This window comes from Wenxinia saemankumensis, from assembly GCF_900141735.1.
Taxonomy (GTDB): Bacteria; Pseudomonadota; Alphaproteobacteria; order Rhodobacterales; family Rhodobacteraceae; genus Wenxinia; species Wenxinia saemankumensis.
The window spans coordinates 708924-723101 of record NZ_FQYO01000002.1 but is presented as its reverse complement, the minus strand read 5'-3'; the positions used below and the strand labels follow the sequence as shown (position 1 = coordinate 723101).

The following is a 14178-nucleotide window of genomic DNA, read 5'->3' as shown; positions in this document are numbered from 1 at the left end:
ACAGGCTCCGCGCCGCCGGGAAAGCGCTACGCCTCGTCACGGCCCGCGCGGAGGATCGCGTCGAGCCGGGCCTGCTCCTCCTCGGTCAGGCCGGGCTCCGGGGCGGCGGCGCGGCGGCGCACGGCCAGCGCCCCGATCCCCAGCCCGGCCAGCGCCAGCAGTGCGGGCGCGGCCCAGAGCAGCAGGTTCGCGCCCTGCGCATTGGGGCTGAGCAGGACGTATTCGCCGTAGCGGGCAACCACCGCGTCCACCACTTCGGCATCGCTGTCGCCCGCGACCAGCCGCTCGCGCACCATCAGCCGCAGGTCGCGCGAGACGCCGGCATTGCTCTCGTCGATGCTCTCGTTCCGGCAGACTGGGCAGCGGAGCCCGGCGCTGATCTCGCGCGCCCGCGCCTCGAGTGCGGGATCGTCCAGGACCTCGTCCGGCTGAACGGCGAAGGCCGGCAGCGCCCAGAGCAGCAGGACAAGTACCCACTTCATTCGGCGGGCACCGGGCGCGCGGCGCGGCGGGCCGGCGCGGCGAAGCGCAGCCGCCGGTCCGTGAGAGAGAGCGCCCCGCCCAGCGCCATAAGTATGGAGCCCCCCCAGATCCAGTTGGCGAAGGGTTTGACGTAGGTCCGTACCGCCCAGCCGCCGGCCGCCTGCGGATCGCCGATCACGACGTAGAGGTCGCGCCAGATCCCGCCCGAGATCGCGGCCTCGGTCGTGGGCATCGCGGCGACGGGATAGGTCCGTTTCTCGGGGAAGAGCGTCGCGGTCGCCCCGCCCCGCCCCATCTCGATCCGGGCCATCGTGGTCAGGTAGTTGGGGCCGCGCCCTTCGGTCACCTCGGCCAGAGTGACGTCGTAGCCCGCGACCTCCCAGCTTTCGCCCACCTGCGCGACGCGGATGTCCTCGACCGACCAGGCGGTCATCGCGGCCACACCGATGAAGGTGACGCCGAGACCGGCATGGGCCACGGCGCGGCCCCAGTCGCCGCGCGGCAGCCGCGCGAGCCGCCCGAGCCGTCCGCCGGCGCGCCCGGTCCGGGCCCAGAGATCGACCGCCGCCCCGGCGACGACCCAAACGCCGAGCGCGAAGCCGACGGGCGCCAGCGCCGATCGACCGGTCTGCACGGCGAAGGCCAGCGCGCCCACCGCCACGGCCAGCGCGGCCGCCGGCCAGAGCGCGCGGGCCGACCGGCCGAGATCGCCCCGCTTCCACGCCAGCATCGCGCCGACCGGCAGGGCCAGCGCCAGCGCGACCATGAACGGCGTGAAGGCCGCGTCGAAGAACGGCGGACCCACGGAGAGGACCCGGCCGAACGCCATCTCGGCCACCAGCGGCCAGAGCGTGCCGACGAAGACGACCAGCGCGGCCACGGCAAGCAGGACGTTGTTCAGCACCAGTCCGGTCTCGCGGCTCACCAGGCCGAACACGCCCTTCGCCTCCATCGCGCTCGCCCGCCAGGCATAGAGCGTCAGGCCCCCGCCAACGAAGATCGCGAAGAGGGCGAGGATGAAAACCCCGCGCGTCGGATCGGACGCGAATGCGTGGACGGATGTGAGCACACCCGAGCGGACGATGAACGTTCCCAGCAGCGAGAAGCCGAAGGCGAGGATGGCGAGCAGGATCGTCCAGGATTTCAGCGCCTCGCGCTTCTCGACCACGATGGCGGAATGGAGCAGCGCGGCCGCGATCAGCCAGGGCATGAAGGACGCGTTCTCGACCGGGTCCCAGAACCAGAAGCCCCCCCAGCCGAGCTCGTAATAGGCCCACCACGAGCCCAGCGCGATGCCGATGGTGAGGTTGACCCAGGCCGCCAGCGTCCAGGGCCGCACCCAGCGGCCCCAGGCGGCATCGACCCGCCCCTCGATCAGCGCGGCGATGGCGAAGGAGAAGGCCATCGAGAGGCCGACATAGCCCAGATAGAGGAAGGGCGGATGGAAGGCGAGGCCGGGATCCTGCAGCAGCGGGTTGAGGTCGCGCCCGTCCAGCGGCGGAAAGGCCACCCGGTCGAACGGGTTCGAGGTGAAGATGACGAAGCCGAGGAAGGCCGCCCCGATGCTGCCCTGCACCGCCAGCACCCGCGCCCGCAGGGTCGCGGGCAGGTTGCCCCCGAACCAGGCCGCCGCCGCGCCGAAGAGGGCGAGGATCAGCACCCAGAGCAGCATCGAGCCCTCGTGGTTCCCCCAGGTGCCGGTGACCTTGTAGAGCATCGGCTTCAGCGAATGGGAGTTCTCGACGACGATCCGGACCGAGAAGTCCGAGACGACGAAGGCCCGCACCAGCGCGACGAAGGATACCCCCAGCAGCAGGAACTGCGCCAGGGCCGCCGGCTCGGCAAAGGCCATCCAGCCGCGCCAGCCCCGGCCCGCCCCGACGAGCGGCACGAGCGTCTGCAGGATCGCCAGAGCGAAGGCGAGGATGAGGCAGAATTGTCCGAGTTCGACGATCATGCCCCTTCATACGAAGACAGGGCCCCCGCGCCAATGGCCGCGGGGTCAGGGCGGCGTGATCCGGGGGCGGGCGCGATGTCGCAGGCGGGGACCGGCGTCCCGCCCGCCGGTGCGCAGCGGGCGGGGCGGGTTCAGCGCCCCGCCTGCCAGTCCGCGAGGGCCGGGTTCTCGGCCGTCATGTCCGGGCGCCCCGACTTGACCAGCACCGCGCCCGGCGGGGCCGCGTCGCCCTCCTTCGCGGGCTCGCCGCCCTCCCCCTCGATCCGGGCCAGCGCGTCGACCTCGCGCGCGACCTGCGGCACGCGGGCCAGCGTCTCGGCGATGGAGCGCTGGAAGTCCTGCCCGTGGGCCTGCGTGCGGGCCCCGAAATAGAAGCTGACGATCGCCCCCATCAGCCACCAGAGCGGTTCCGGCACGACGGCGAGGCCGGCCATCCGGGCGGCGAACCAGACCGGATCGACCATCGCCACGACGAACAGGCCGAGGATCCCGTAGGCCATCAGCGGGCGTGGCAGCCGGTTCAGCCCGTCGATGGCCCGGTCGAAGGGCGATCTCGCGCCGCGGGCGAACTCGGCGGCCAGCTGGCCGAGCGCGGCGGCCCGGCCGTCCGCCTCGCGCTGGCCCGCCGCCTCGGCATTCTCGCGGAACAGCTCCACCGTCTCGGCCACGACGTTGCGGCCCGAGCCGAAGAGCAGCGACAGGAGGCTTCCCAGGAACGACATGTCAGGCCCACCCGGCCGTGCGGGCGCGGTGCTCCGCGTCGCTGAGATGGAACCGGGGCGAGATGAAGAGCTCGGCCCGGGTTATCCAGCCGCCCTTGCCGCCATCGCGGCGGCGGGCGTATTTCCGGCTGGCCGGGCGGCGGTCGGCCAGCGCGTAGTACCAGTTGCGCCGCGCGATCCCGTAGGCATCGGCGAAATGATCCGGCGCGGCCGCCTGCGCGCGGGCGGCCGCGGCGATGGTCTGCGGGCCGATCACCCCGTCGACCGCGACGGGGATGCGCATGTCGTTCAGCAGCCGCTGCAGGATCCGGACGGCATTGGCGCCCGAATTGACGTACATGTCAAAGAGGCTGGCCTGGATCGGCTCGGGCAGCTCGCCGAGGCGGGGGCGCTCGTAGTAGTGGCGCATCATGATCGCGGCGGCCTGCGACCGCGTCAGGGCGCGCACGTCCGACCTGTCCACGTCGCCGTCCCGGTCGAGATCGAGCCCGAGCCGCCGCATCGTGTGGATCGTCACGCCGAACTTCGTCGCCCCGCCCGGATCGTCGGGATCGTCCACGTAGCCCCCCTCGCGGGCGACGATCTCCTCGGCGATGTCCTGAACGCTGCGCATGGCGGCCCCCTCCTGTCCGGCGGGGTCGATCATCGTCGCGCGGGCTTAATTCCCGGCGGAGCTTCCGGCCGTTGCGTCCGGGTCGACATAGACGCCCTGCGCCTCGAGCGCGTCGATCACCTCGGCTGGCATGTAGCTCTCGTCGTGCTTGGCCAGGATCTCGGTCGCCTCGAAGGTGCCGTCCACGTAACGGCCCGTCCCGACCATGCCCTGCCCCTCGCCGAAGAGGTCGGGCAGGATGCCGGCATAGGTGACGGGCACGGCGGCGTTGCCGTCGGTCACGCGGAAGGTGATCGCCTCGCCCCGACCGCGCACCAGGCTGCCTTCCTCGACGAGTCCGCCGATGCGGAAGGTCTCGGACGGGCCGGGCGGCGCCTCGACCACCTGGCTCGGCGAGCGGAACAGGTTGATCCCGTCCCGCATCGCGTAACCGATGATCCCGGTCGACAGGACCAAGGCCCCCGCGGCGAGGGCGATGACCTGGATGCGGCGTTTCTTCTTCAGCGAGCGCATGGGATCCCGGCGTGGCGTGGGGTGGGGAGGCCGGGGGCTCCGCCCCCGGACCCCCGGAGTATTTCTGGCAAGATAAGAGCAGGGCGCCGCGGAGGGAAGCGCGCGGGATGCCGCAGCCGGCGGCGTCAGGGAAAGAGCGGCGCGAGCATCAGGCCCGCGCTCTCGTCCTCGCCCAGCATCAGGTTCGCGTTCTGCACCGCCTGCCCCGACGAGCCCTTGCAGAGGTTGTCGAGGGTGGAGACGACGAGCGTGCGACCCGAGATGCGGTCGCCCGTGACACCGACATGGCAGAAGTTCGAGCCCTGGACATGGGCCATCTGCGGCAGCTCGCCGAGGGGCAGGACCTGCAGGAAGGGCTCGTCCGCATAGGCGGCGGCGAGCGCGTCGTGGACGGCCCACGCCTCGCCCTTGAGGTAGCAGGAGGCGAGGATGCCGCGATTGACGGGGACGAGATGCGGGGTGAACTGGATCCGCACGTCGCGGCCGGCGATGCGGCTGAACTGCTCGTCGAACTCGCCGAGATGGCGGTGCCGGCCGCCCTGCGAATAGCCCGCCACGTCGTTCGCGCGTTCGGCGAAGAGCATGGTCTCCTTCAGGCTGCGGCCCGCGCCCGAGACGCCGTTCTTGAGGTCGCAGATGATGTCGTCGAGGTCGATCAGCCCCGAGCCGATCAGCGGCGTCAGCGCGAACTGGACGGTGGCGGCGTTGCAGCCGGTCCCCGCGACGAGGCGGGCGCCGCGGATCGCGTCGCGGTTGAACTCGGTCAGGCCGTAGACGGCCTCGCCCTGGAGCTCGGGCGCGACGTGGTCGGCGCCGTACCACGTCCGGTAGCCGTCCGGCGTCAGGCGGAAATCGGCGCCGAGATCGACGACCCTGATCCCGCGCGGCAGCGTGGCGACCAGGGCCTGGCTTAGGCCGTGGGGCAGCGCGGCGAAGACGAGGTCGATCCCCGAATAGTCGATCTCTCCTGCCTGGACGAGGTCGGGCAGATCGAGATGCCGCAGATGCGGGAAGACGGAGGCCATCGGCTGGCCGGCCTTGCGGTCGGCGGCGAGCGCGGCGATCCGCAGGGACGGGTGCGTGGCGATGATCCGCACGAGCTCGGCGCCGGTATAGCCGGACGCGCCGAGGATGGCGACGTTGTGGGTCATGGGGGACCTCCGGGGGAATTGCGGGATCAGGCGGCCTCGAAGGCGATCTGCCGCCTGAGGAACTGCGTGGCCTTGGACGAGACGCGGCGGGGATCGCCCGTCGTGAGGAAGCGGCTCTCCGTGCCGGCCCCGACCATCTCCGGCCGGCGGGCGAGGTAGTCGGCGAGGCTGGCCGCCACGATCTGCGGCTGGGAATAGACCTTCACGCCGGGGCCGAGCGCGTCGGCGAAGACCTCCTCGACCAGCGGGTAGTGAGTGCAGCCCAGGATCGCGGCGTCGGGTTCGGGCATCTTGCGCAGCAGCGCGTCGACATGGGACCGCACCAGCGCCTCGGCGAGGATCATGTCGCCCTCCTCGATCGCGTCGACCACGCCGCCGCAGGCCTGCGCCTCGGTGTCGACGCCGATGGCGCGGAAGGCCAGCTCGCGGCTGAAGGCGCGCGAGCGCACCGTCGCGGGCGTGGCGAAGAGGGCGACATGCTTGACCCCCACCTCGCGCGGCGGGGAATTGTCGCCCCAGTTGCGCTCGGTCAGCGCCTCGATCAGGGGCACGAAGACGCCGAGCACGCGCTTGCCGGGGGGGATCCACCCCTCCTGCATGCGGCGCAGCGCGGCGGCGCTGGCGGTGTTGCAGGCGAGGATGACGAGATCGCAGCCCTCGTCGAAGAGGCGCTGCACGCCGGCAGTGGTCAGCTGGTAGATGTCCTCGGCGGTACGGGTGCCGTAGGGGGTATGCGCGTTGTCGCCGAGATAGACGACCGGCAGGTCCGGCAGACGCCGCGTCACGGCGTCGAGGACCGTCAGGCCGCCCAATCCGCTGTCGAAGATTCCGACTGCCATCGCCCTGCGCCTCGCTCGCCCTGCCCGCCCGGTCGCGGCCGGGCCCTCGGCCCCACTCATAGGCCCGGCGGCGGCGAAGGTCCATCGGGGCCCGGCCGGCCTCTCGACGCGAGACGGTCCGCGGAGATCGCGGCGCCTATTCCGCCGCCGCGCGCAGGCTGTCGCCGCCGTCGCGGATCACCGCCAGCAATTCCTCCCGCCGCCTGGCCGCGGCCTCGGCATTGCCCTTCTTCACCGGGCCGAAGCCCCGGATCGAGAGCGGCAGTTCGGCGAGGGCGATCGCCGCGTCCCTCGCCGCCGGACCCGCCTTCGGCAGCACCTCCTCCATGTCGCGCTCGTATTGGGCGATCAGGGCGCGTTCCATCCGCCGCTCCTCGGTGCGGCCGAACGGGTCGAGCGCGGTGCCCCGCAGCCGCTTGAGCCGCGCCAGCAGGCGGAAGGCCGGTTCGATCCAGGGGCCGACGGCGATCTTCCTCGGGCGACCGTCCGGCCCTTTCCGCGCGATCCCGGGCGGGGCGAGGTGGTAGACCCGGCGCCCGGTCCCCTCGAACAGCTCCTCCGTCCGGGCGGCGGTCCGCAGGTGAAGGCGCGCGACCTCGTATTCGTCCTTATAGGTGAGCAGCTTGTGGTAGCCCTTTGCGACCGCCTCGCGCAGGGCCTCGTCCTCCACCCGGTCGAGGAGGCGGCGGTAGCGCAGGACCGTGTCCTCGCCGCTATGGGCGCGGATGTGGTCCTCGCGCTCGGCGATGCGCTCGGCAAGGGTTCTTTCCGACGGCGCGGCGTCCCGCAGCGCCTCGGCGGCCGCGCCCGGATGCTCCACCGCCCAGCGCCCGATCTCGAAGGCGCGCAGGTTGCCCTCGATTGCGGCGCCGTTGAGGCGGATCGCGTCGCGGATCGCCTCCCCCGCCACGGGGAGGCCGCCCATCTGCCAGGCGGCGCCCATCAGGATCATGTTGGAATAGATGGAATCCCCCATCAGCCGGCCGGCGAGCTCGCTGGCGTCGAACATCCGCAGCCCGTCGCGCAGCCGGCGTTCCAGTGCCAGCGTCAGCCGCTCGGTCGGGAGGCGGAACTCCGTGTCGCGGGTGAAGTCGCCGGTGACGATCTCGTGGGTGTTGACCACGCCGCGGGTGCGGCCGGTCGATGTCAGGCCCAGGGTCTTCGCCCCCGCGCTGACGACCAGATCGCCCCCGATCAGGGTGTCGGCCTCTCCGGCGGCGAGGCGGATCGCGCTGATCGCCCCGGGGCTCTCGCCGATGCGGCAATGGATGTGGACCGCCCCGCCCTTCTGCGCGAGGCCCGCCATCTCCATCATGCCGGCGCCCTTGCCGTCGAGATGCGCGGCCATGGCGAGGATCGCGCCGATCGTGACGACGCCGGTGCCGCCCACGCCGGTGATGACGACGTTGTGGGTGCCGGTCAGCGGCGGCAGGTCGGGCTCGGGCAGGTCCGGAAGGTCGATCGCCTGCCCCTCGCGCTTGCGCGGCCGCGCCCCTTCGAGCGTGACGAAGGACGGGCAGAAGCCCTTGAGGCAGGACATGTCGAGATTGCAGGTCGATTGGTCGACCGCGCGCTTGCGGCCGAATTCCGTCTCGACCGGCACGAGGGCGACGCAGTTGGACTGCACGCCGCAATCGCCGCAGCCCTCGCAGACCTCGGTATTGATCCAGACGCGGCGGTCCATCTTCGGGAACGATCCGCGCTTGCGGCGGCGGCGCTTCTCGGCGGCGCAGGTCTGGACGTAGACGATGGCGGTGACGCCCTTCGTGGCCGCCATCTCGTCCATCACCCTGGGCATCTCGTCCCGCTCGTGCTGCTTCACCCGGGCGGGGATCGTGCGACGGTCGAAATCCTCCTTGGGATCGTAGACGAGGGCGATGCGCCCCACCCCCATCGCGAGCAGTTCCTTGCAGATCCGGTCGGGCTTCAGCCCGCCCTCGTTGGTCTGCCCGCCGGTCATGGCGACCGCGTCGTTGTACAGGATCTTGTAGGTGATGTTCGTCCCGGCGGCGAGCGCGGCGCGGATCGCGAGGATGCCTGAATGGTTGTAGGTGCCGTCGCCGAGGTTCTGGAAGACGTGGGGCCGGGTGCTGAAGGGCGCCTCGCCGACCCAGTTCACCCCTTCCGCCCCCATATGGGTGTAGCCGGACGTCTCGCGGTCCATCCAGAGCGCCATGATGTGGCAGCCGATCCCGGCGCCGGCGCGCGATCCGTCCGGCACCTTCGTCGAGGTGTTGTGCGGGCATCCCGCGCAGAAATAGGGCGTGCGCGTCGCGATCTCCTCGGCGTTCTCGCTCCGCTGCGCCTCCCGCACCTTCTCGACGGCGGAGCCGAGATTCTCCGAGGTCCGCCCCTCCTCGATGAGGATGCCGCCGATCTTCTCGGCGATCATCACCGGGTCGAGCGCCATGCGGGTGGGAAAGAGCTCCTCCTCGTGCATGCCGCCCGCGCCGCCCCTGTACCAGCCGTAGACGCGGCGGCCGCGGCGGTCGTCGAAGAGGGCCTCCTTGACCTGCACCTCGGTCAGCTTGCGCTTCTCCTCGACGATCACGATCAGGTCGAGCCCCTCGGCCCAGTCGTGGAAGCTGGTCATGTCGAGCGGGAAGGTCTGGGCGATCTTGTAGGTGGTGATCCCCATCCGCTCCGCTGCCGCCTCGTCGATGCCGAGGAGCGAGAGCGCATGGACGAGGTCGAGCCAGTTCTTGCCCGCGGCGGCGAAGCCGATCGTGGCGCCGGGCCGGCCCCAGATTCGCCGGTCCATGCGGTTGGCGCGGCTGAACGCCTCGGCCGCGTAGCGCTTGTGGTCGATCATCCGCGCTTCCTGCGGGATCCAGTGATCGCCGAGCCGGATGTTGAGCCCGCCCTCCGGCATCGGGAAATCCTCGGGCATGACGAACGACATCCGGTCCGGCCGCCCGTCCACGACGGAGGTGACCTCGACCGTGTCCTTCATCGTCTTGAGGCCTGCCCAGACACCGGCGAAGCGGCTCAGCGCGAAGCCGTAGAGGCCGAAATCCAGGATCTCCTGCACGCCGGCCGGGCTGAGGACGGGCATGTAGGCATCGACCATCGCCCAGTCCGACTGATGGCAGACGGTCGAGGATTCGCCGGTATGGTCGTCGCCCATCGCCATCACGACGCCGCCATGACGCGAGGTGCCGGCCATGTTGGCATGGCGCATCACGTCGCCGGACCGGTCCACCCCGGGACCCTTGCCGTACCAGAGGCCGAAGACGCCGTCGTACCTACCCTCGCCCCGCAGTTCGGCCTGCTGGCTGCCCCAGAGCGCGGTCGCGGCAAGATCCTCGTTCAGCCCCGGCTGGAAGAGGATGTCGGCGGCCTTCAGGTCCTTCTCCGCCGCCGCCATGTTCAGATCGACCCCGCCGAGGGGCGAGCCGCGATAGCCCGTGACGTAGCCGGCCGTGTTCAGGCCGGACGCCACGTCACGCGCCTTCTGCATCAGCATCAGCCGGACCAGCGCCTGCGTGCCGTTCAGCAGCACGGGCGATTTGGCCAGATCGTACTTGTCGTGTAGGGTAACGTCCTGCCTGCTCATCATGCGCCTCCCAACGCCGTGGCCGCATTTGTGATCAGCCTAGGGCGGAGGGGCGTCGCTAACAAATGTGTTGGCTCACTTGGCGTTCACATTTCGGACGTAGGGCGCATATAGCAGGGCGACCGCGACATTCTCATCAGGGGCCCCCGGGATGGATTGGGACAAGCTCAGAATCTTCCATGCCGTTGCGGATGCAGGGTCGCTGACCCATGCCGGCGATTCGCTCCACCTGTCGCAATCCGCCGTCAGCCGGCAGATCCGCGCGCTGGAGGAGACGCTGGGAAGCACGCTCTTCCACCGGCACGCCCGCGGCCTGATCCTGACCGAACAGGGCGAGCTGCTGTTCGAGGCGACCCGCTCGATGAACCGCCGGCTGGAGGCCGCGGCCGCCCGCATCCGCGACAGCGAGGAGGAGGTGTTCGGCGAGCTGCGGGTGACGACCACCACCGCCTTCGGCACGCTCTGGGTCGCGCCGCGACTGGACAAGCTCTACGAGAAGTATCCCGACCTGAAGATCGACCTCATGCTCGAGGAGCGGGTTCTCGACCTGCCCATGCGCGAGGCCGATGTCGCCATCCGGATGAAGGAGCCGTCCCAGGCCGATCTGATCCGCAAGCGGCTGATGGGGATCCGGATGCGGCTCTATGCCAGCCGGGGCTACATCGACCATCACGGACGGCCCCAGGTGCTCGAGGATCTGGCGCAGCACCGGCTGATCTCGCAATCCACGAACGCCTTCCAGGTGTCCGCCGGGCGCAGCCTGGTCGAGCATCTGCTGACCTACGACGTGCAGAAGACCCTGAACGTCAACAACTACTTCGGCGTGCTGCAGGCCGTGCGCGGCGATCTGGGCATCGGGGTCCTGCCCGATTACGTGACCGAGGATTTCGACGACGTCGTGCGCGTCCTGCCGGATATCGAATCAAACGAGGTTCCGGTCTTCCTCGCCTACCCGGAAGAGTTGCGTCAGTCGAAGCGGATCGCCGCCTTCCGCGATTTCATCCAGGACGAGGTGATCGCCCATCGGCGCCGCCAGAAGGAACTGGAAACGGCCGCTTGATCCTGTCGGCCGGGCCTGCCCCCCGGCCGGCGGAACGCAATCGCACCGCGACCTTCGTCGAGTGAGCCATGCGTGCAACGCATGTCCACAATGTCCGGGGCGCGCAGTGCTTTCGCTTGATCGTACATTCCCTGCCGCCTATTTGGTCAATCGAGGGCGACGCAGCTGAAACGCTCATCCCCCTCATACCTCCCTGTTGGACTTAGGCCGGGCGCTTGCGCCCGGCTTTTTTTCTGCGGAATTCCCGGGCCTTGCACTTTGCGCCGGGGAATTGCAGACACACGCCCCCCGGGGGCCCGCCGCGGCGCCCCCTTCCCCTTTCCCCGCCGTCCCCTTAGGGACCGGCGCAAAGGACCACGCGAGAGGGGAACGCCCGATGGCCGCGCCTGATTCCACGCCTCGGATCACCCCCGAGATGATCGCCGCCCACGGCTTCACCGAGGGCGAGTACCAGGAAGTGCTTCGGATCCTGAACCGCGAGCCGACCTTCACCGAGCTCGGCATCTTCAGCGCGATGTGGAACGAGCACTGCTCCTACAAGTCGTCGAAGAAATGGCTGCGGACCCTGCCGACCACCGGCCCGCAGGTCATCTGCGGCCCGGGCGAGAATGCGGGCGTCGTCGATATCGGCGACGGCCAGGCCGTCATCTTCAAGATGGAGAGCCACAACCATCCCTCCTACATCGAGCCGCACCAGGGCGCGGCGACCGGCGTCGGCGGCATCCTGCGCGACGTCTTCACGATGGGCGCGCGGCCCATTGCGGCGATGAACGCGCTCAGCTTCGGGATGCCGGACCATCCCCGCACCCGCCACATCGTGAACGGCGTGGTCGAGGGGATCGGCGCCTACGGCAACGCCTTCGGCGTGCCGACCGTGGGCGGCGAGGTGCGGTTCCACCCGTCCTACAATGGCAATTGCCTGGTGAACGCCTTCGCCGCCGGCCTCGCCGACACCGATGCCATCTTCTACTCCGCGGCGTCCGGCGTCGGCATGCCGGTGGTCTATCTGGGCGCCAAGACGGGCCGCGACGGGGTCGGCGGCGCGACCATGGCGTCGGCCGAGTTCGACGACACGATCGAGGAGAAGCGCCCCACGGTGCAGGTCGGCGACCCCTTCACCGAGAAGCGCCTGATGGAAGCCTGTCTCGAGCTGATGGCCTCGGGCGCGGTGATCTCGATCCAGGACATGGGGGCCGCGGGCCTCACCTGCTCGGCGGTCGAGATGGGCGACAAGGGCGGCCTCGGCATCCGGCTCGATCTCGACGCGGTGCCGCAGCGCGAGGCGGCGATGACCGCCTACGAGATGATGCTGTCCGAGAGCCAGGAGCGGATGCTCATGGTACTGAAGCCCGAGATGGAGGCAGAGGCGCGGGCGATCTTCGACAAGTGGGACCTCGACTTCGCGATCGTGGGCGAGACGATCCCCGAGGACCGCTTCCTGATCGTCCACCGGGGCGAGACGATGGCCGACCTGCCGCTGTCGCGGCTGTCCTCCTCCGCCCCCGAATACGACCGCCCGTGGGAGGCGCCCACCGGCCGCACCGACCACGCCCCGGTGCCCGACGTGGCCCCGCTGGACGCGCTGCGGGCGCTGATCGGCTCGCCCAACTACGCGGCCAAGTCCTGGATCACCCAGCAGTACGACAGCCAGGTGATGGGCGACACGGCGCGGGGCCCCGGCCTCGGCGCGGGGATCGTCCGGGTGCACGGCACGGACAAGCTGCTCGCCTTCACCTCGGACGTGACGCCCCGCTACGTCGCCGCCAATCCGGAGGAGGGCGGCAAGCAGGCGGTGGCGGAGGCATTCCGCAACCTCTGCGCGGTGGGGGCGCGGCCGCTCGCCGCGACCGACAACCTCAATTTCGGCAATCCGCAGAAGCCCGAGATCATGGGCCAGTTCGTCGGCGCCATCCGCGGGATCGGTGCGGCCTGCACGGCGCTCGACATGCCGATCGTGTCGGGCAATGTCAGCCTCTACAACGAGACGGACGGCACCGGCATCCTGCCGACCCCGACCATCGGCGCGGTCGGTCTGATCCCCGACGCCTCGGCCCTGATCGGCGCCGCCGCGCGCGCGGGCGACGTGGCGCTGCTGATCGGCGAGACGCGCGGCCATCTCGGCCAGTCCGCCCTGCTGTGGGAGGTCGCCTCCCTCGATGCCGGGGACGCGCCGCCGGTGGACCTGGCGGCCGAGCGGCGCCACGGCGACTTCGTCCGCGCGCAGGCCGCCCGCATCGGCGGATGCACCGACCTGTCGGACGGGGGCCTCGCCCTCGCCGCGTTCGAGCTGGCCCGGGCGGGCGGAACGGGCGTCGCGCTCGAATCGGACGATCTGGGGACGCTGTTCGGCGAGGACCAGGCCCGCTACCTGATCGCCGCGACCGAAGGCGATGCCGCCGCGATCGAGACCGCCGCGCGCGAGGCCGGTGTGCCGGTCGCGCGCGTCGGGACGTTCGGCGGCGAGACCCTCTCGCTCGGCGGCGCGAGCGCCCCGATGGCCGAGCTGGTCGCCGCCTGGTCCGCAGTCTACCCCGCCCTCTTCGGCTGAGGTCATGCGGGTCGCGCTGACCCACCGCTTCGACGCCCCGCCCGCGCGGGTCTGGGCCAGCGCGACCGACCTCGGCCATCTGCGCGCGGTCTGCGCCGGCCTCGTCGCGTTCGACGACCGCGTGCCCCGGACGGGCCGCATCCGGCAGGGCGACGTCTACGTCACCGGCGTGCGCCTGTTCGGCCGCCTGCCCCCGCAGGATTACCGGATGGAAGTGGCCGAGCTCGACGATTCCGCCATGACCTTCCGCAGCGAGGAGAGCGGCGCCGGCGTGCGCCGCTGGACCCACCGGCTCGCCGTCCTGCCGGACGGGGCGGGCGCACGGATCGAGGAGAGCATCGAGATCGAGGCCGGCGCCGCCACCCCGCTCATGGCGCTCTGGGCCCGCCTGCTCTACCGGCTGCGGGCCCGCCGGCGGCGCGCCCTCCTGACGGGCGGTTGAACGCGCCCTGCCCCGGACCTATCCTCGGATCTCAGCAGCAAGGAGCCGACCCATGGCCATCACCGCCCAGGACATCGAGGATCTGATCCGCGAAGCCTTTCCCGACGGCAAGGTCCGGGTCGAGGGCGATGACGGCCAGCATTTCGCGGCCCATGTCGAGGACGAAAGCTTCCGCGGCCAGAACCGCGTGCAGCAGCAGCGCGCCGTCTACGCCGCGCTGAAGGGACGGATGGACGGGCCGAACGGCGCGCTCCACGCCCTCGCCCTGACGACGAAGGCGCCCGACTAGGCGCA

The 14178-nt window shown here is 70.9% G+C and carries 12 protein-coding genes; 4 read left to right on the top strand and 8 right to left on the bottom strand.

Annotated features, from left to right (window positions below; all coding sequences use genetic code 11):
* Positions 1-26: 26 nt before the first annotated feature.
* The 8 genes from BUE30_RS07260 to BUE30_RS07225 form a co-directional block, all read right to left on the bottom strand.
* Complete coding sequence (locus BUE30_RS07260) at positions 27-482, bottom strand: cytochrome c-type biogenesis protein (protein WP_073327523.1); 456 nt, start codon at positions 480-482, stop codon at positions 27-29.
* A complete protein-coding gene (locus BUE30_RS07255; RefSeq protein WP_073327520.1) occupies positions 479-2440 on the bottom strand; it encodes a heme lyase CcmF/NrfE family subunit in 1962 nt (653 codons plus the stop codon). Before BUE30_RS07255 ends, BUE30_RS07260 begins: the two co-directional genes overlap by 4 nt.
* A gap of 131 nt (positions 2441-2571) precedes the next feature.
* Positions 2572-3162, bottom strand: coding sequence for a holin family protein (locus tag BUE30_RS07250; protein ID WP_073327518.1), 591 nt, complete (start codon positions 3160-3162; stop codon positions 2572-2574).
* A gap of 1 nt (position 3163) precedes the next feature.
* Complete coding sequence (locus tag BUE30_RS07245) at positions 3164-3775, bottom strand: holin-associated N-acetylmuramidase (RefSeq protein WP_073327833.1); 612 nt, start codon at positions 3773-3775, stop codon at positions 3164-3166.
* A gap of 45 nt (positions 3776-3820) precedes the next feature.
* The gene (gene ccmE, locus BUE30_RS07240; RefSeq protein WP_073327515.1) at positions 3821-4288 is read right to left on the bottom strand and encodes a cytochrome c maturation protein CcmE; all 468 of its coding nucleotides are present in this window, start codon (positions 4286-4288) and stop codon (positions 3821-3823) included.
* Positions 4289-4413: 125 nt separating this feature from the next.
* Positions 4414-5439, bottom strand: coding sequence for an N-acetyl-gamma-glutamyl-phosphate reductase (gene argC / locus BUE30_RS07235; protein ID WP_073327513.1), 1026 nt, complete (start codon positions 5437-5439; stop codon positions 4414-4416).
* 26 nt (positions 5440-5465) lie between these two features.
* On the bottom strand, positions 5466-6278 hold the full coding sequence (locus tag BUE30_RS07230; RefSeq protein ID WP_073327511.1) for a glutamate racemase: 813 nt from the start codon (positions 6276-6278) through the stop codon (positions 5466-5468).
* A gap of 136 nt (positions 6279-6414) precedes the next feature.
* Positions 6415-9834, bottom strand: a complete 3420-nt coding sequence (locus BUE30_RS07225; protein ID WP_073327831.1) for an indolepyruvate ferredoxin oxidoreductase family protein — start codon at positions 9832-9834, stop codon at positions 6415-6417.
* Between the two features lie 151 nt (positions 9835-9985).
* Between BUE30_RS07225 and BUE30_RS07220 the strand changes: the two genes are divergently transcribed.
* The 4 genes from BUE30_RS07220 (at position 9986) to BUE30_RS07205 (ending at position 14173) form a co-directional block, all read left to right on the top strand.
* Positions 9986-10894: a LysR family transcriptional regulator gene (locus tag BUE30_RS07220; protein WP_073327501.1), complete on the top strand. Its 909-nt coding sequence runs from the start codon at positions 9986-9988 to the stop codon at positions 10892-10894.
* A gap of 376 nt (positions 10895-11270) precedes the next feature.
* A complete protein-coding gene (gene purL / locus BUE30_RS07215) occupies positions 11271-13442 on the top strand; it encodes a phosphoribosylformylglycinamidine synthase subunit PurL (protein WP_073327499.1) in 2172 nt (723 codons plus the stop codon).
* Positions 13443-13446: 4 nt separating this feature from the next.
* Positions 13447-13884, top strand: coding sequence for an SRPBCC family protein (locus BUE30_RS07210; RefSeq protein ID WP_073327497.1), 438 nt, complete (start codon positions 13447-13449; stop codon positions 13882-13884).
* A 52-nt stretch (positions 13885-13936) separates the two neighbouring features.
* A complete protein-coding gene (locus BUE30_RS07205; protein ID WP_073327496.1) occupies positions 13937-14173 on the top strand; it encodes a BolA/IbaG family iron-sulfur metabolism protein in 237 nt (78 codons plus the stop codon).
* Positions 14174-14178 lie beyond the last annotated feature (5 nt).